The organism is Novosphingobium organovorum (assembly GCF_022832435.1).
Classification (GTDB): Bacteria; Pseudomonadota; Alphaproteobacteria; order Sphingomonadales; family Sphingomonadaceae; genus Novosphingobium; species Novosphingobium organovorum.
This window is the reverse complement of the sequence record NZ_JALHLF010000020.1, coordinates 1-17,286: the sequence shown is the minus strand read 5'-3', so window position 1 is coordinate 17,286 and position 17,286 is coordinate 1. Positions and strand designations below refer to the sequence as shown.

Genomic DNA, 17,286 nt, shown 5'->3' with positions numbered 1-17,286 from the left:
CCCCATGGCCCATTCCCGCCCGCGCGCGAGGCCCGGCGGAAGCGCGCTGTGGCTTCGTTTCCACGTGCCCCTGCGCATCCTTGCCGCGACGCTGGGCAACTACGCGCTGAGCGCGCTGGCCACCGCATGGCTGGCCCGCGTGCTGGCGCTGGGCCTGCACCCCGCCGAGGCCAGCGCGCTGGCCACCATCCTCTCCTTCGCGCTCTTCGCCGCGCTGGTTATCGTGATCTTCGCGGCGCAACGGCCCGCACGGCTCTGCCTGATGCTGGTGCTGTGCGGCGGCGCGCTCGCGCTGCTGCTCGGGCTTGGCCTGCCCGGCGCGGGAGGGCCCTTATGAACCCGAATCTGCGCCAGAGCATGGCCTGGCTGCACACCTGGATGGGGTTGCTGCTGGGCTGGCTGCTCTTCGCCATGTTCGCAACCGGCACCGTCTCCTACTTCCAGGACGAGATCACCCACTGGATGCAGCCCGAGATCGACCGGCGAAGCGATCCGGCCCGCGCGGCCAAGGGCGCCATCGCCTATCTCCACAAGGTCGCTCCCGACGCGCGCAGCTGGTACATCGCGCTGCCCGGCCCGCGCGGCCTGACGACGCAAGTCTACTGGCAGCCCGGCATCGATGCGCCCGCCCAGGACCGCAAGGACACGCAGGCGCGGCTCGATGCCGAGGGCAAGCCCGCCGCCTTGCGCGAAACGCGCGGCGGCAGCTTCCTCTACCGGTTCCATTTCGATCTCTACGGCGTGCCGGTGATCTGGGCGCGCTATCTGGTCGGGATCGCGGCCATGGCGATGCTCGTCGCGATCATCTCGGGGGTCATCACCCACAAGAAGATCTTCGCCGATTTCTTTCTCCTGCGTCTGGGCAAGGGGCAGCGCAGCTGGCTCGACGCGCACAACGTGAGCGCGGTGCTCGCCCTGCCTTTCCACGCCATGATCACCTTTACCGGGCTGGTCACGCTCGCCACGCTCTACATGCCCTTCGGCATTGCCGCCAACTACGCGCGCGGGGCCGATTTCTACGACGCCGTCAACGGCCCCTCCGCGCCCGCCGGGCGCAGCGGCAAGGCCATGCCTCTCCCGCCCATCGCCCCGCTGATAGAGCGGGCCTCGGCACGCTGGGGCGGCAAGCCGGTGGGGGTCGTCTCGATCGCCAATCCCGGCGACGCCTCCGCCACGATCACGCTGCGCCGCGCGGCGCACGCCGCGATCGGCACTTCGGGCGAAACGGTAGTCTATGGGCTGGCCGATGCCGCCCCGCTTGGCGAGAGCAAGGCGAAGGGTGCGGGCCTCGCCACGCAGAGCGTGATGGTGGGCCTGCACGCGGGGCGCTTCGCCGACACGGCCCTGCGCTGGATCTATTTCCTGTTCGGGCTGACCGGCACCGCGATGGTGGGCACCGGGCTCGTGCTGTGGACGGTCAAGCGCCGCCAGCGCCTGCCCGATCCGGCCCGTCCGCACTTCGGCTTCTGGCTGGTCGAACGGCTCAACATCGGCGCGATCGTCGGCGTTCCCGCCGCGATCGGAGCCTATTTCCTCGCCAACCGTCTGCTCCCGATCAATCTCGCCGAGCGCGCCGAGGGCGAAATTCACGCCTTCTTCCTCGCCTGGGCGGGGGTGCTCGTCTGGAGCCTCGTGCGTTCGCCCGGCAAGGCCTGGGTGGAGACGCTTGGCGCAACCGGGCTGCTCTATCTCGCGCTGCCCTTCGTCAACGCGCTGACCACCGCGCGCGGGCTGCCCGCCAGCCTGGCGCGCGGCGACTGGCTCTTTGCCGGCTTCGACCTGACCCTCTGCGCGACCGGACTGTGCCTTGCGATCGGCGCGTTCACCCTGCAGGCGCGCGGCGAGAGCGGCAAGACGGGACGTGCTCCGGCGCGTCCGTCCAGACCGCGAAAGGCGGTGCGCGGCCAATGATCCATCTGCTTTCCATTGCCCTGTGCGCGCTCGGCTTCCTGGCGCTGGGCGCCACGCAGAAACGCCACCAGCACACCGTCTTCGCCCGTCCCCTCACCCCGCGGGAAGTCCGCCGGGGGCGCGCTGCCGGGGTCGCGCTGCTGGCCCTCGCGCTCGGGGGCGACGGCGCAACGCTGGGCACAGGGCTCGGGACGATCGCCTGGACCGGCCACCTCTCGCTCGGCGCCGCGATGGTCGTGGCCGTCCTGCACTGGCGCGCCGCGCGCTGAGGGCGGCTTGAAGCGTGTCCGAAGCCGATGCCATAAAGGTCTTCCTTTCCGCGCACGGCGCGCTGCTGCGCTACGCCGAGCGGTTGACCGGCAGCCTCACGGATGCGGAGGATCTGGTCCAGGAAGCCTGGCTGCGCTTTCGCCCCAAGACGCGCAGCGAGGCGCTGGAGGAACCGGTGCGCTATCTCTTTCGCATCGTCCACAACCTCGCGCGCGACCGGCAGCGCCGCCATGGCCGGGAAAGCCGCCTGTTCGCTCCGGCCGATGCCGATGTCCAGCGTGTCGCCAGCCCCCAGCCCTCCCCGGCAATGCAGGCCGAGGCCAGCGACGAACTGGCCACCGCGCGCCGGGCGCTCGAGGCGTTGCCAGAGCGCACCCGCCGCGCCTTCGAGATGCACCGCTTCGAAGGCCGCAAACTCGTCGAGATCGCCGTGCACCTGGGTATCTCGAAAAGCCGCGCCTCCGAACTGGTGATCGAGGCGCTCGAAGCCTGCAAGAGCGCACTCAGGCGCCCCTGAGCCGCCGCGAATGCTCTTTTTTTCCGGAAATCTCCCGCCTCGCGGCGTCTCTAGGGTCAGGGCAACAATCCCCGGAGCGCGCGGCACGCCCAGAGCACAGGGTAAAAGGGCACAGGAACGGCAGATGAACGCGGCCAGCGAAACCACCCCATTGCGCGGCGAGGCCGGACGAGAGGCTTCGGCCTGGCTGGTCCGGCTTGACGACGCGCCGCAGGATGAGGCCGTGCAGGCGGCCTTCGCGCGCTGGCTGGCGCAAGGCCCGACCTGCCAGCAGGCCTGGGAGGAAACGCGGCGTGTCGCGGCCCTGCTTGACCACCTGGCGCCCGCCTGCACGGTGGCCCAGCCCCACGTTAAACGCGTTACAGGCACGCCCCACCCGGCACGCCGGCCGCGCACGAAGGCGCTGCGGCGGTCGAGCGCGCGTCGGCTACGCCCCACCACCGCGCCCCGCCGGTGGATGGCGGTCTCCGCGCTTGCCGCCTGCGTTGCGCTCACCGGGCTTGCCGCCCCGCAGGCACTGCTGCGCGTGCAGCGCCGATGCCCTAACCACCACCGCCACCACCCGCATCGTGCGGCTGGAGGATGGCAGCCGCGTGCATCTCGCCCCCGACAGCGCCATCGGGCCAGCCAAGCGGCGTGTGCACCTGCTGCGCGGCGAGGCCTGGTTCGACGTCCATCGTGATCGCGCCCGTCCGTTCGAGGTCGAGGCGGGCCGGGACCGCCGGGCTGCGCGCCGCGAAGGCACCGTCACGCTCCACGTCACGATGGACCGGACTGGCCGGGTCCTTGCCATGCGGATCGCGCGCGGATCAGGCTCGTTCGAGCTTGATCGCGCCGCGATCGACACGCTCGAACGCGCACAGCCGCTTCCCGCCATCCCGCCCGACATGCCCGAACGGGTCGAATTGACGCTTCCCGTGGCGTTTCGGCTGCGATGACCGGCATCACCGCCTTCATGCTGCGTCGCCGCGCGCTGCGCGAACAGAGGGTGCTGCGCATCCTGCGCGGCCTTGCCGGAACAGGCGCGGCGCAGGCCGAGGCCCACGCGGAGATCACCGCGCTCGGCGGCGATCTCCGCGCGCTGCACGCGCTCCACGCATTAGCCTCGCGCCTTGGCGAGGCCGCGCTCGAAATCCGCGAGCCCGAGGCCCAATGGCTGAGCGCCGACGAGGTGCGGGTCCTTGCCTGGCTGGCCCGAGCGCAGCGCAAGCTCCTGCCACCGATCGCGCCGGTGCCCGGCCGCCCGTCGACCGCCAACGCGGAGCAAGCGGCGCGGCTTACCGCTGCGATTTGTCCGGCCGCCCAAGCGCTGTGCAGCATGGGTATCCGCCTGCCCGCGCTGGCGATGACCAACGCCGTCGCGCTTTCGCATCGTCCGATGTAGAGGACACGACAGGCAAGCGAACGCCCAAGCGGCGAAAAAACCGTAAAAACGTGCCCATCGGTCGCGCGAAGTGTGCAGTTTTGAACTTTTTTAGTTTTTGTTTTCAATCACTTCATTAGAGTTCTATTCATATTTCGCCTGCTAACGGGAACCGCATGGCGGATGAAACGTTGCAGATCAACCGCCGTTCGATGCTCGCATCGGGCGGCATGGCCGCGCTTGGCGCGCTTTACTTTGGCCAATCGTTCAAGGGCTTGCTGGCAGAGCCTGGAACACGGGCCGTCCCCCCAGCCCCCGTTGCGCCCCCGATCGCACCCCGCGCGTCGACCCCGGCCCCGCCGCCCGAGCTGGCCTACCCCTCGGTCCCCGCAGCGCTACTGACCAAGGCCAGAGCCGCGCTCGACACCCACGCCGCCAGGATCACCCGCCGCGACCGTATCGCGCTGGTCGATTTCGACGCATCCTCGGCAGAGCCGCGCCTGCACCTGATCGACCTAGAGGCCGGGACGGCGCGCGGCTTGCTGGTGGCGCACGGCTCGGGTTCCGATCCGGCGCATACCGGCTTTCTCCAGCGCTTTTCCAATGTGCCCGGCTCCAACGCCTCGAGCCGGGGGGCGTTCGTCACGGCCGATCCCTACGTCGGCAAGCACGGACGTTCGCAGCGCCTGCGCGGGCTCGACCCCACCAACGACAACGCCTTCGAACGCGCCATCGTGCTGCACGGAGCGTGGTACGCCAACGCCGACATGCTGCGCACGCACGGGATGCTGGGACGCAGCCAGGGCTGCTTTGCGGTAGGCGAGGCAAAGCTGCCCGAGGTCCTGTCCTTTCTGGGCGAAGGCCGCCTGATCTACGCCGACCAGGCCTGACGAAAGCGAGCGCCTCGCACCGCCAGCGCGCCGGACGGCGTGAAACAATGCCCCGCCTGCACCGTTTCACGATCATCACGATCGGGAGAACGCCGTGCGAAAGACGATAGCCGCCCTTGTGGCCCTGACCCTGGTGCCCCCGCTTGCGGCCTGTGGCGCCACCGAGCCTCAAAACGCCGCGGACCCATCGGGAAATCCGGCGGACAACTGGGACACGCGCGGCGCCAAGGCGCTGCGCGGCGCCATCGCCGGGCGCGCCGCGCATGGCCTCGACCACCTCGATTTCGATGCCAGCGCCGATCCCGACAGCGCAGAGGGGCGCGCCGCGCTGACCCGCACGGCGCTGCGCTATGCCGCCGCCCTCGCGCGCGGTGCGAGCGACCCGACCAAGCTCTACGACCTCTACACCATTCCCCGCCCCGACCCCGACCTCAAGGCCGGGCTCGCCAGGGCGCTGGCCGAGGGAAAGCTGGCTGACTGGCTGAACGGCCTTGCCCCGCAAGGGCCGGCCTACACCGCGCTTTCGCACGCCTATCTGGCGCTGCGCGCACCCGACGCAAGACCCTCACCCGCCATTCCCGCCGCGCCCGAGGCGCTGCGGCCCGGCGCCAGCGACCCACGCATCCCCGCGATCGCGCGCCAGCTGATCGCCTCGGACTATCTCTCCGCCCCGCCGCCACAAGGCGATCGCTACAGCGATGCCATGGTCGCCGCGGTCAAGCGAATGCAGGCCGATTACGGCATCAAGCCCGATGGCGTGATCGGCGCCGACGCGCTGGGCATTCTCAATCTTTCCGACCAGGATCGCGCCCGTGCGCTCGCCGTCGCGATGGAGCGGCTGCGCTGGCTCGAGCGCGATCCGCCCAAGACCCGCATCGACGTCAACACCGCGATCGCCCGGCTCGCCTACTGGCGGGACGGCAAGCTGGTCGACAGCCGCAAGGCGGTGGTGGGCGAACCGGGCAAGGAAACCCCGCAGCTTGGTTCCCCGATCTTCCGCCTCGTCGCCAACCCGACCTGGACCGTGCCGCGCTCGATCCAGGAGAGCGAGTTCGCCGGCAAGGGCGCAGGCTATCTCAAGGCGCACGACATGGCGATGAAGGACGGCTGGATCGTGCAGCAATCCGGCCCAGACAATTCTCTCGGCCTCGTCAAGTTCGACATGCAGAACGAGCACGCCATCTACCTGCACGACACCCCCGCCAAGGCGCTGTTCGGCGAAGTCCAGCGCCAGCGCAGCCACGGCTGCGTGCGGGTGGACGACGCGACCGGATTTGCCGCGCGGATCGCCAGCGACGAAGGCGTTCGCGAAGATTGGGACAAGGCGCGCCAGAGCGGCAAGGAAAGCTTCGTGTCGCTTCCCCACGCCATCCCGGTGCGCCTGCTCTACCAGACCGTCTACCTTGACGATCACGGCGAGCCGGTGATCCACGCCGACCCTTACGACTGGGACGAGCGGGTCGCGCGCAAGCTCGGCTTCGGCACGCGCACGGGCCATGTCCTCAAGGGCGGCTCGGGTGACATCGGCCCGTAAGGTCCGCGCGTCCTCTGGCCCCCGAAGCGCTCAGCTGTCAGCGGGTTCGGGAGCCTCTTCGGGCGTGAAGTCCAACCCGAGCACGAGCCGCGAGAACCATTCGACCTGCGCGTTGATCTGGAACAGGCGGTGGCGCAGTTCGCGGAAATTGTGCGGTTCACGCGGGGCGAGATAGAGCCGGCTTTCCACACCCAGCGCCTTGAGCGCGCGGTAGTACATGACCGACTGGCTGGAAGGCACGCGCTCATCCTCGGCGCCGGCCAGGATCAGCGTGGGGGTTGTCACCTTGTCGACCGCGGCAAGCGGCGAATAGTCCTGATAGAGATCGCGCCGCGCGGTAGTCCCGTAAGGCGGGGTGACGAACCACTCCTTGCGCTGCCAGCGCGTGTCCGAGGTGAGGTACATCGAAGGCCAGTCGACCGCGCCTGCGCCGACCACGGCAGCCTTGAAACGGTCGGTCACGGTTTCGAGCCGCGCGGTCATGTGCCCGCCTGCGCTCCAGCCCATCATGCCCAGACGATCGGGATCGGCCAGCCCGCGCGCGACGAGTTCGTCCACGCCCGACAGCACATCCTTGTCGGCCAGGCGGAAATAGCCCGCGTTCATGCCCTGAAGGAAAGTGTCGCCATAACCCGTGCCGCCGCGATAATTGACGCTCAGCACCATGGCCCCGCGCGCGGTGAGCAGCGGCAGGAAGCGCGAATAGGCAAAGAGGTTGAACTGATCGGCCGAGCGCGGCCCCCCGTGGCTCTGCACGATCAGCGGGTAGCGTTTGCCCGGCTGGTAATCGAGCGGATAGGTCAGCAGCCCTTCCAGCTTCTGCCCATCGCGTGTGGTCCAGTGGATCGCCTCCTGACGCGGCAGGCGGAAGCGGCTGGCCAGATCGTCGTGCAGATGGGTGCGCTGGATCGGCCGCGGCCGCGCCGGGTCGAACGTGACGATTTCCTCGGGGCGCGCAGAGGTGCGCTGCGCAAAGCCCAGCGTATGGCCGTCGCGTGAGAGCGCAATGCCACCGATCACCGCGTCGCCGCCGACAAGCCTCGTCACCCGGTCATGGGCAAGGTCCACCGCCTGGAGCGTGGTGCGCACGCCGTCTTGCGCGGTAAAGTAGATCGTGCGGCCATCGGCGGACCAGATTGCCTCCTTGACCGCCCAGTCCGGTCCCGCAGCCATTTCGCGCACCGCCCCCGAGGCCAGATCGAGGACGAAAAGATTGGGATTGAAAGTGCCGTAACGCCCCCCCTTCGCGGTCGCGATGAACAGCGCCGAGCGGCCATCGGGGGCGAGCCTGAGCTCCGTCTCGTTGTAGTCGTTGTCGGTGAGGCGCCGGTCGGGCGCACCGTCCACATGGAGGTAGAGCTCGGAAGCCGACTGGTCGTCGAGCAGGCCTGAGGCCGCACGGCGGTAGACGATCCGTCCCCCGTGCGCGCCGCCCACCCGATCGAAGGCACGCACGTCGAAACCGCCCTCGACCACGCGCTGCGCCTTGGCGGGGGCAGCGCCATCGGCAAGGTCGAGCCGCCAAAGCGCCTTGTGGTCGAGCGGCTCTTCGAACGGCACCATGTCGTCCTTGGCCTTCAGGCGCGCCGTGCGTTCCTTGCTCTGGGGCACATTGGCGAGGAAGAACAGCGCCTTGCCATCGTCCGACCAGACGAGGTCCGAAGGCGCGGTGTCGAGCGCGGAAAGACGCCGCGCCTCGCCCCCGTCAGCGGCGAGGAGATAGATCTGCGCAGTCTTGTCTCCCTCGCGCGTGTCGACGAAGGCGATCGCGCGACCATCGGGCGACCAGCTGGCGTGCGAACCGGCATCGGCCAGCATCCGGCGCGGGGCACCGCCCGCCGCATCGAGGCGCCACAGCTCGCTCACCGCCTTGTTCTTGTCCCAGTCGGCGTGGCTTACGCGGTAGAGGATGGCCGAACCGTCCGGCGAAGGCATTGGACTGCTGGCCCGCGCCAGGTTGAGAAGATCGACCGCCGTCATCACCCTTGGCCCCTCCTCGGCCGCGGCGATAGTGGCCCCGACACTGGTCAGCGCTCCCAGGGCCAGCACGGAAGCCGCGCGCGATGCCACGCGCAGGGAAAGACGAAGGCGGAACAAGGACAAGACGGATCTCCCGAAAGGGGGTTTGCAAAAGGCCGGGTCATGCCCCGCCGCGTGAGAACGGGCGGAGCATGACCCGGCGCAGTAAGGCCGGCACCGTGCGGGTCAACGGGTGCCGGCGGGGGGTATCGTGATGCGGCGCCGGGGGCGAGCGAGAGTCCATCCGCCCGCCCCCGATCACGGTCAGAACTCGAACTGCACGCCCAGCGTGAACACACGGCCGGTCACGCCGTAGACCGAGCTGTAGTTGTAGCTGTTGCCGCTCTCGGTTCCGCTCGGCAGGAACGGGCCGTATTTGTTGAACACGTTGCGCACGGTGCCGAAGATGCGCAGGTTCGGGTTCGCCAGCGGCGGCGTCAGGCGGAAGTTGAGGTCGTGGCGCCAGTAGGCGGGCACGTGCAGGAACAGCGGATCGGTAATGCCCGCCGCCGCGAAGGCCGCCGCGGCATCGTTGCTGTCGAGCGCCTTGCCGATGTAGACCGTGGTCCACCCGATCATCGCGCGCTTCGAACTCCACTGGATCGAGCCCTTGGCGGTGTTCTTCGAGGTCCCCACCTCGCCCAGCCAGTTGTCCGAGGACTGGCTGGCGATGCCCTGGTAGGTCGTGCCCAGCTCGAGACGACGGTTGTAGTTGAGCCGCAGTGTCAGCGAGCCGGGAATGATCGCCGGCGCGAAACGGTAAGCCAGCGCCACGTCGATACCGCGCGCGCGCAGTTCGTCGAGGTTTTCCTGCTGATTGATGATGCGGGTCAGCTGGCCTTCCTCGTCGCGGGTGATCGCCTCGCAGAAGCGGTTGTCGGTCCCGTCGGGATCGGAATAGCATTCCAGCTGCTGGTTGGTGTTGGACAGCGCCGAAATCGCATCCTTCACCCGGATGTCGTAATAGTCGACGCTGGCCTGGAAGCCGGGCAGGAAGGCCGGGGCCAGCACCACGCCCGCAGTCCAGGTATAGGCCGTTTCTTCCTTGAGATCCGCGTTGCCCGCGTTGGGCGCGTTGATGTTGGTTTCTTCCTGCGTGAACACGCCGTTGGCCGCGATGGCCGCCGCGATCCCGGCGTTGGAGCGGCAGTTGTCGGCCACCGTGCCCGTGGTCGAGGCGGTCACCCCGCTGCAAATGTCGATCACGTCGTCATAGTCGTCGCGCGCGGGCGAGTAGAGCTCGGTGGTGTCCGGCGCACGCTGCGCGCGGCTGAAGGTCGTGCGCAAGTTGAGCCCGCGCACCGGCTCCCACTGGGCGCCGAGACGATAGCTCATCGTGGTGCCCACGCCCGCAAGGTTGTAGCGCGCCACGCGCAGCGCCCCGTCGACACTCAGGCGATAGAAGAACGGTGTGTCGCGCAGCAACGGCATGTTCGCTTCGGCATAGGCCTCGGCGACTTTGACCGTGCCCGAATACTCGGGGATATAGGCCAGGTTGCTGTAGCCGCTCGCGGTCAGCTCGTCGGTGTGGGTCTCGGTGTGATCGCGGCGCAGCTCGAACCCGGTGGCGAGCTGGAAAGGCCCGGCGGGCATGTCGAACAGCGTGCCCGAAAGATTGCCGCTCAAGGTGTGCTGGCTGTTGATCGCCTGATACCACAGGCTGCCGCGGATATAGTCGGCCGCTTCCTCGCTGATCGAGTTGAGGCCGAAGATGTTGAGCGGCACGCAGCCGTCCGCCCGCGCAGCCTCGCTGGCGCAGGCCAGCGTCCCGTCGTCGAGCGCGACGACGTCGAGCGCATTGGCGACATGTTCGTAATTGACGCCATTGGCGCGGGTCTGGTTCTGCTCGAACCGGCCGAAACCGTAGGTCAGGTCCCAGTCCCAGTCCCCGAAGGCCTTGCCCTCGAGCCCCACCCACGAGCGCCAGGTCTCGCGCTTGTTGTTGATTTCCAGATTGCCCAGCTCGGTCAGGCGGCGGCGGAAATCGACGCCCGAACTGCTCGATGCAGCGGCGATCTCGTCGGGCACCAGCGGGCTGTCGCGCGAGATGCGCCCCAGCGTGTACTCGTCGTTCACGCCATACGTCGAGGTGTTCGAGATGTAGTAGGGCGCCCGCACCGAATGGGTCGAGATATTCGAATAGAGAACGCTCGCGTTGAGCCTGAGATCGTTGCTGAAATCGTAGCCCAGCTTGAGCCCGGCACTGATGCTTTCACGCGGCGTGATGAGCGTGCCGGTGGTGCGCGTCTCGTAGCCGTTGTCCTCGGTCGTGAAGCCCGACTGGAGCCCCTCTTCGGTGTAGTAGTAGGCCCCGCGCGTGCTCAGGAAGCGGCCGCCCGGCGTGTAGCTGCTGAGCGAAGGCGAGCTCAGTTCGTTGGTGTCGGCATCGTAGCTGTACGAACCCGTGGCCCAGTCCCGATCGCTCGCGGCAAGGCGGTTCTGCTTTTCGTAGGTGACCGTCGCCATGACGTAGAGCCGGTCGTCGAGGAAATGGTTGCCCACCGCGATCGAATATTCGGTGCCATCGCCGCCGCCATCGTTGGTGGCCGAACCCACCGCGCGCGCCTTGACCCCCTCGAAGCCGTTTTCGGTGATGATGTTGATGACCCCCGCGATCGCGTCCGAGCCATAGACCGCCGAGGCCCCGCCCGTGCTCACGTCGATGCGATCGACGAAGAAGGTCGGGATCGTGCTCATGCTGACGGCGTTGGCGTTGCCCACGTTGGAGACCGTGCGGTGGCCATCGATCAGCGTCAGCGTGCGGTTGGTGCCCAGCCCGCGCAGGCTGACCGTGGAAAGGCCGTTGGTCTGGGTCGAGGTCTGGCCGTTCGACAGGCTGATGCCCTGGTCGACACCGGGCATGTCGACCAGCGCTTCGCCAAGGTCACGGTAGCCGGTTTCGGAAATATCATCCTTCTGCAGCGCGACGACCGGGATCGGGGAATCGAACTCGGTGCGCTTGAGGCGCGTTCCGGTGACGATGATGTCGGGTTCGGGGGCAGGGGCAGGGGCAGGCGCCGGCGCCGACGCCGCTAGGGAAGCGGGCCGGCGCGTTTCATTTGGGTCCGCACTCAGGCTGGCCTTGACGATGTAGATGCCCGAGGACCCACGCTCGACCTTGAGCCCGCTGCCACTCACCAGCCGCGACAGCGCGGCCTGCGCGGTGTAGCGCCCCTTGAGCGCGGGTGCCTTGAGCCCGGCGACCGAGGCCCCGTCGAAGATCACCTGCTGGTGCGAAGCCGAGGCCACCGAGCGAAGCGCTCCGGCCATGCCCTGCGCCGGAATGTCGAGATGGAAGGTCTGCTCCTGCGCATAGGCCGGCGCGGCGCACGCCATTGCCGCGGCCAGCATGGCGCTGCCCGATGCCAGATACGGCGATCCCCTGAATTTCCTCATTTGCGTTATGCCCCTGTTTAACCTCACGCAAGTTGCCCACTTGCTATGGAGTTAGACGGACCAGGAGCGCCGAGAGACAGCACGCGGTGCGATTTTTTTTGACAATCGCATGACGCCGCGATCAGGGCGCGGGACGCCGCACGATGCGCAACCCCTGGTCGGTGTGTTCGACGAGGAGCGGATAGAGCGCGGTGAGACCATCGGTAAAGGCGCGTGTGTCGCCTGCCTGGAACACGCCATTGACCCGGATCCCCGCCACGTCACCGCTCCCCAGCCGCACCGGCTGACTGGCGTAGCGGTTGACCCGCTCGACCGCTTGGGCGAGCGGGGTATCCTCGAACACCAGCTCGCCGCTCTCCCAGGTATCCCCGGTCGCGACGCGAAAGTGGGTGATGGTCGGTGCTACCGGCTGTCCGGCGGGAGCGACCAGTTCCTCGCCCGGCACCATGTCCGGCACGCCTGCGAGCGGGAAGTGGCCGGGCCTGGCAAGGAGCAGCGCCGCCTTGTCCGGCTGCCGACCGGTCAGCACCGAAACCTTGCCCTCGAACAGGCGCACATGGACCTGCGAGCCCAGCATCTCGACCGAGAAAGAGGTGCCGATGGCCAGCACCGTGCGGTTGCCCGCGGTCACCGTAAACGGCCGCGCGGCATCCTTGGCCACGGTGAAGCGCGCCCGCCCGCGCTCGAGCACGATCGAGCGGGCGTGCCGGTCGAACGCAACCTGAACGGCCGAATTTCCATCCAGCGTGATCTGCGAGCCGTCGTCGAGCGCAAAGGCGCGCCGTTCGCCCACTTGCGTCGCGTAGCGGGTATCCCCCCACAAGGGCCCCCATGGGGCGCTCCACGAGACCATCGTCATCGCCCCCAGCACGGCCAGCACCAGCGATGCCGCGATCGCCAGCGGAACAGCGCGCCCCCGCCAGACCCCGCGGACCCCGCGCCGCCGCTGGCGGCCGGGTTCCTCGAAATCGCACAGCGCCTCCTTGCGCATGGTGATGACGTCGCGCTCCTCGCCGATCGCACCGAGCGCCTGGAGCAGCCCTTGCATCGCGACCAGCGCGTCGGCGTTGGCGGGCAGCGCCAGCCAGGCGTCGAACGCATCCTGCTCGTGCGCGGTGAACGCCCCCTCGTCGAGCCGCTGCAACCATTCGGCCGCCTGCACGCGGCGGGCCATGTCCGGAGTGTCGGCGCCAGAATCAGCCACGGCCATCACCCTTCCCCCATGCCGGCAGCGAGCAAGGCCAGAGCCCTGGCGATCTGCTTCTTGACCGCACTTTTCGAAATTCCATAGCGCTCGGCAATCGTGTCCTGGCTCAACTGTTCGAATTTAAAGAGGATGAAGATCGTCCGGGTGCGATCGGGCAGCGCCTCGAGGCACTGCACCAGCCGCTCCACCCGCTGCCGGTCGGAGACGACGGTGTAGGGATCGAGAAACTCGATGTCCCGCCGCTCCTCGGCCTCGACGTACTGGCGATGCCGGTCGCGCACCCGAAGGCGGCGCTGGCGATCGCTCAACAGGTTGGTCGCGATCTGGAAGACGTAGGCCTCGGGTCGCTCGACCTCGACGTCGCTGCGCCACAGCCGCTCGAACACTTCCTGCGTCAGATCCTCGGCCTCGGCGCGATCGCCGATACGCCGCGCGAAGAAGGCCAGCAGCGCCGGTCGCCAGCGGCGATCGAAGCCTTGCGTCTCGACTTTGTGTTCAACCTGCACGGCATTCTCCTGATCCGCGCAATGTGAGACGCACCAGCGGGCAAAAGGGACAGGGCAAAAAACAAAATTAATTTCAGCCCCTCGCGCTCCTGCTGGTCGCGCCCCTGGCGGCGTGCCCCGCGATCCGTCAAGGACATTGCGCCAGCCCGCCCGCGACCTGGAGGCTTGCAGCGGCGGCCGGTCTTGGTCATGCAGGGGACCTGACACAAGGCCTGGGGCACAATCCATGATGAAACCCGCACACACGATCGCGGCCAGACTGGCCGTGGGCACCTCGATCGCGACCAGCCTGATCGCGTTCCTCGCCACGCCCGCGCTCGCCGACGAGGGCTATTACCAGTACCCCAGCGCGCACGGCGACGTGCTGGTCATCGCCAGCGAGGGGGACTTGTGGCGAACCGGGCGCGACGGCGGCACGGCCATCCGCCTCACCAGCGACCCGGCCGAGGAAACCGACCCCAAGGTCTCACCCGACGGCACCATGGTCGCCTTCACCGCGAGCTATGACAGCGACCGCGACATCTACGTCATGCCCGTGGCGGGCGGCGCGCCGCGCCGGCTCACGTTCGAGGGCGCGGCGGTGCGCACCGTGGGCTGGACCCCGGACGGCAAGGTCATCTTTTCCTCCAGCCTGACCGGAGCGGACCAGGGCGAAATCCTCTACACCGTCGATCCCGCAGCAGGCCCGACGGGGGAAACCGGCAGCGGCGCGGCGACGGCGATCCCGCTTTGGCGCGCGAACGATGCGACCTTCGGCGCGGACGGGCAGACGCTGTTCTTCAGCCGACGCGGCCTGACCGCGCGCGCGCGCGACAACGCGGTGCTCTATCGCGGTGGCGGGATGGCCCAACTGTGGCGCTGGCGCATGGGCTCGGCCGACGAGGCGGTGCAGATGCTGGCCGATTTCGGTGCCCCGATCCGCTTTCCGATGGCCTCGGGTGGGCGGATCTACTTCATCTCGGACAAGAGCGGCGCGGATGCGGTCTGGTCGGTCGCCGAAGATGGCAGCGACGTGCGCCAGGTCTCCCCCGAAATGGCCTTCCCGGTCCTCCAGGCGAGCCTCGACGGCGACACCGTCTACCTCCAGAACGGGGCGGACATCTATGCCTTCTCGATCCGTCAGGCCACCGTGCACAAGCTCGCCATATCGATCGTGACCGACCGCCAGCAGACCCGGCCGCGCACGATCGCCAACCCCTTGCGCGAAATGGAAGCCGCGCGCCTCTCGCCCTCGGGCAAGAGCGTTGCGGTGACCGCGCGCGGACGGGTTGCGCTCGCCTTCCCTGCGCAGATGCGCCGTGTCGAATTCGCCGTCCCGCTCGATGCGCGCGCGCGCCAGGCGGTGGCCGGGGCCAAGGGCGACAAGGTCTACATGATCCTCGATCAAGGCGATCGCGGCGAGATCGTGGCCATGAACGCCGATGGTTCGGGCACGCCACAGCCCCTCACCCACGGCTACGACGCCTATATCTGGTCCTTCGCGGTCGCGCCCGACGAAAAGACCATCGTGCTGTGGGACAAGCAGTTCCGACTGCAGAAGCTCGACCTTGCGACGGGCCGCGTCACGCTCCTCGCCAGGGCCGACAACGGCGATGACGCCGCCTTCCAGAACATCGTGTTCTCGCCCGCTGGGGACTACATCGCCTATGCCCAGACCGGCCGGGCCAACAACGCCAACACCTCCGACATCTTCGTCCAGAACCTTTCGACGGGGGCGCGGGTGCAGGCCACCTCGGGCAAGTACAACGACTATGCCCCCGCCTTCGCGCCCGACGGGGCCTGGCTCTACTTCCTGTCGGACCGCAACTTCGCCCCCTCCCCCGGCAACCCCTGGGGCGATCGCAACATGGGCGTTGCCTTTCCCGACCGGGGCGAGCTCTACGCGCTCCAGCTCGACCCTTCGGCCCGGTTCCGCTTCCGCGAGGACAACGAGCTGACCCGCGAGGCCAAGGACGGCGAGGAGAGCGATCCGGCCGACAAGACCGATCCGGCGGACAGCGGTAAGGATGGCACAAAGGGCAAGGACAAGAATGGCGACAGGAAAGACGCCACGCCCAAGCCCGCACCGATCGTGTTCGAAGGCCTGCAAGGGCGGCTCTACAAGGTTCCCGTCGATCCGGGGCTGAGCGACACCCTGGTCGCCTCCAAGGACTTCCTCTACGCCCGCAAGGGCGACGACATCGTCTCGATCGCCATCGCCCCCGACCGCGCCAAAGCCAAGGTCGAAACGTTCGCCGCCAAGGCCCAGGGCTTTGCGCTGTCGGCCGACGGCAAGACCGCGCTGGTCGTCGCCGGGAGCGAGGACAAGCCCACCCTCACGCTGGTCCCGGCCAAGGCCAAGATGCCCGACGATGACGACGAACTGGCGCAGGACAAGGTCCGCCTCGACGACTGGCACCTGACGATCGACCCGCGCGCCGAGTGGCGCCAGATGTTCATCGACGCCTGGCGCATGCACCGCGACTTCGCCTACGACCCGACGATGCGCGGGGTGGACTGGAACGCGGTGCGCGCCAGGCTCGAACCGTTCCTCGCGCGGATCGGCCACCGCGCCGAACTCAACGCGATCCTGGGGCAGATGTCCTCGCAGCTGGGCATCCTGCACAGCCAGATCCGTCCGGGCGACGTGCCCAAGGACAGCGAGAACAGCGCCATGGCCTTCCTCGGCGCGCGCTATTCCCCGGTCGCGGGAGGCTTGCGCATCGACAGCATCTTCAAGGCCGAGGCCGATCTGGTCGCCTGGCTCCCGCCGCTGCGCCGCCCCGGCGTGGACGCGCGCGCGGGCGACGTGATCCAACGGGTCGATGGGCGGCCGGTGGCAACGCTGGGCGAGCTGCGCCTCGCGCTCGCCTCCAAGGCCGGGCAGGAAGTGCGGCTCGATCTCCTGCGCGGGACCAAGCCGGTCTCCACCGTGGTCGAGCCGATGACCCTCGAAGGCGAACAGACCGCAAGCTACCACGACTTCGTGGAAGGCAAGCGGCTCGCGACGCAGACGCTCTCCAAGGGGCGCATCGGCTACATCCACCTCAAGGCGATGGGCCCCGACGACATCGCCACGTTCGCGCGCGACTACTTTGCCCAGCTCGACAAGGACGGCCTCATCATCGACGTGCGCAACAACAACGGGGGCAATATCGACAGCCTCGTGATCGCCACGCTGATGCGCCGCGCCTGGGCCTTCTGGAGCCGCCCGGACGGATCGGGCGTACCCACCACCAACATGCAGAACGCCTATCGCGGCCACGTCGCGGTGCTGATCGACGAGCGCACTTATTCCGATGGCGAGACGTTCGCCGCCGGGATCAAGTCGCTCGGCCTCGCCCCGCTGGTGGGCGAGCGCACGGCGGGCGCGGGCGTCTGGCTGTCGGACCGTAACCGGCTGACCGACAGTGGGCAGGCGCGCGTGGCGGAAAACGCCCAGTACGCGATCGACGGGACCTGGATCGTCGAAGGGCGCGGCATCGCGCCCGACATCGCGGTCGAAAATCCGCCCCACGCCGCGTTCGAAGGGCACGACGCGCAGTTGCAGACCGCGATCGACCTGCTCGACAAGCAGATCGCGCAGGAGCCCGCCGCCCCGCTCGAGCCGCAGCCGCTCCACCCGCTGGGCACCCCGGCCTCGGACGTTCACCCGCTCCCCGCGCGCCAGGGCGCCTGAGCGCCCCGGCAGCCG

13 protein-coding genes and 1 pseudogene are annotated in these 17,286 nt (G+C 68.5%); 10 read left to right on the top strand and 4 right to left on the bottom strand.

Annotated elements, in window-relative coordinates; all coding sequences use genetic code 11:
• Positions 1-4 precede the first annotated feature (4 nt).
• The 9 genes and pseudogenes from MTR62_RS07650 to MTR62_RS07615 all read left to right on the top strand — a co-directional run bounded on the left by MTR62_RS07650 (position 5) and on the right by MTR62_RS07615 (position 6,485).
• Positions 5-337, top strand: a complete 333-nt coding sequence (locus tag MTR62_RS07650) for a hypothetical protein (RefSeq protein ID WP_244018625.1) — start codon at positions 5-7, stop codon at positions 335-337.
• Positions 334-1,911: a PepSY-associated TM helix domain-containing protein gene (locus MTR62_RS07645; protein ID WP_244018623.1), complete on the top strand. Its 1,578-nt coding sequence runs from the start codon at positions 334-336 to the stop codon at positions 1,909-1,911. The genes MTR62_RS07650 and MTR62_RS07645 overlap by 4 nt, the downstream gene beginning before the upstream one ends.
• Complete coding sequence (locus MTR62_RS07640) at positions 1,908-2,180, top strand: DUF3325 domain-containing protein (RefSeq protein ID WP_244018621.1); 273 nt, start codon at positions 1,908-1,910, stop codon at positions 2,178-2,180. The genes MTR62_RS07645 and MTR62_RS07640 overlap by 4 nt, the downstream gene beginning before the upstream one ends.
• Positions 2,181-2,194: 14 nt before the next feature.
• On the top strand, positions 2,195-2,698 hold the full coding sequence (locus tag MTR62_RS07635; protein WP_244018619.1) for a sigma-70 family RNA polymerase sigma factor: 504 nt from the start codon (positions 2,195-2,197) through the stop codon (positions 2,696-2,698).
• Positions 2,699-2,708: 10 nt separating this feature from the next.
• Positions 2,709-2,981: pseudogene (locus MTR62_RS21595) on the top strand (FecR/PupR family sigma factor regulator); the annotation flags it as partial.
• Positions 2,982-3,198: 217 nt separating this feature from the next.
• Positions 3,199-3,636, top strand: a complete 438-nt coding sequence (locus tag MTR62_RS07630) for an energy transducer TonB family protein (protein WP_244018616.1) — start codon at positions 3,199-3,201, stop codon at positions 3,634-3,636.
• Complete coding sequence (locus MTR62_RS07625) at positions 3,633-4,082, top strand: hypothetical protein (RefSeq protein WP_244018614.1); 450 nt, start codon at positions 3,633-3,635, stop codon at positions 4,080-4,082. The genes MTR62_RS07630 and MTR62_RS07625 overlap by 4 nt, the downstream gene beginning before the upstream one ends.
• 155 nt (positions 4,083-4,237) lie before the next feature.
• Complete coding sequence (locus MTR62_RS07620) at positions 4,238-4,951, top strand: murein L,D-transpeptidase catalytic domain family protein (protein ID WP_244018612.1); 714 nt, start codon at positions 4,238-4,240, stop codon at positions 4,949-4,951.
• Between the two features lie 118 nt (positions 4,952-5,069).
• Positions 5,070-6,485 (top strand): L,D-transpeptidase family protein, encoded by a 1,416-nt coding sequence (locus MTR62_RS07615; protein ID WP_244018611.1) that lies wholly within the window; start codon positions 5,070-5,072, stop codon positions 6,483-6,485.
• A 30-nt stretch (positions 6,486-6,515) separates the two neighbouring features.
• On the opposite strand, the gene MTR62_RS07610 is transcribed toward MTR62_RS07615, so the two are convergent.
• From MTR62_RS07610 to MTR62_RS07595, 4 genes are all read right to left on the bottom strand, one after another.
• Positions 6,516-8,534: a S9 family peptidase gene (locus tag MTR62_RS07610; RefSeq protein ID WP_244018608.1), complete on the bottom strand. Its 2,019-nt coding sequence runs from the start codon at positions 8,532-8,534 to the stop codon at positions 6,516-6,518.
• A 234-nt stretch (positions 8,535-8,768) separates the two neighbouring features.
• Entirely contained in the window at positions 8,769-11,900 is a 3,132-nt protein-coding gene (locus MTR62_RS07605; protein ID WP_244018606.1) for a TonB-dependent receptor, read from the bottom strand.
• Positions 11,901-12,021: 121 nt separating this feature from the next.
• The gene (locus MTR62_RS07600; protein ID WP_244018604.1) at positions 12,022-13,104 is read right to left on the bottom strand and encodes a FecR family protein; all 1,083 of its coding nucleotides are present in this window, start codon (positions 13,102-13,104) and stop codon (positions 12,022-12,024) included.
• 5 nt (positions 13,105-13,109) lie between these two features.
• Positions 13,110-13,613, bottom strand: coding sequence for an RNA polymerase sigma factor (locus MTR62_RS07595; protein WP_244018603.1), 504 nt, complete (start codon positions 13,611-13,613; stop codon positions 13,110-13,112).
• 226 nt (positions 13,614-13,839) lie between these two features.
• Here MTR62_RS07595 and MTR62_RS07590 point away from each other — a divergent pair, with 226 nt between their 5' ends.
• A complete protein-coding gene (locus tag MTR62_RS07590) occupies positions 13,840-17,271 on the top strand; it encodes a S41 family peptidase (RefSeq protein WP_244018601.1) in 3,432 nt (1,143 codons plus the stop codon).
• Positions 17,272-17,286 lie beyond the last annotated feature (15 nt).

Bases quoted from the DNA above. Each gene is read 5' to 3' on its own strand.
- MTR62_RS07650 (WP_244018625.1), top strand. From the start codon at position 5: ATGGCCCATTCCCGCCCGCGCGCGAGGCCCGGCGGAAGCGCGCTGTGG.
- MTR62_RS07645 (WP_244018623.1), top strand. From the start codon at position 334: ATGAACCCGAATCTGCGCCAGAGCATGGCCTGGCTGCACACCTGGATG.
- MTR62_RS07640 (WP_244018621.1), top strand. From the start codon at position 1,908: ATGATCCATCTGCTTTCCATTGCCCTGTGCGCGCTCGGCTTCCTGGCG.
- MTR62_RS07625 (WP_244018614.1), top strand. From the start codon at position 3,633: ATGACCGGCATCACCGCCTTCATGCTGCGTCGCCGCGCGCTGCGCGAA.
- MTR62_RS07620 (WP_244018612.1), top strand. From the start codon at position 4,238: ATGGCGGATGAAACGTTGCAGATCAACCGCCGTTCGATGCTCGCATCG.
- MTR62_RS07605 (WP_244018606.1), bottom strand. From the start codon at position 11,900: ATGAGGAAATTCAGGGGATCGCCGTATCTGGCATCGGGCAGCGCCATG.
- MTR62_RS07590 (WP_244018601.1), top strand. From the start codon at position 13,840: ATGATGAAACCCGCACACACGATCGCGGCCAGACTGGCCGTGGGCACC.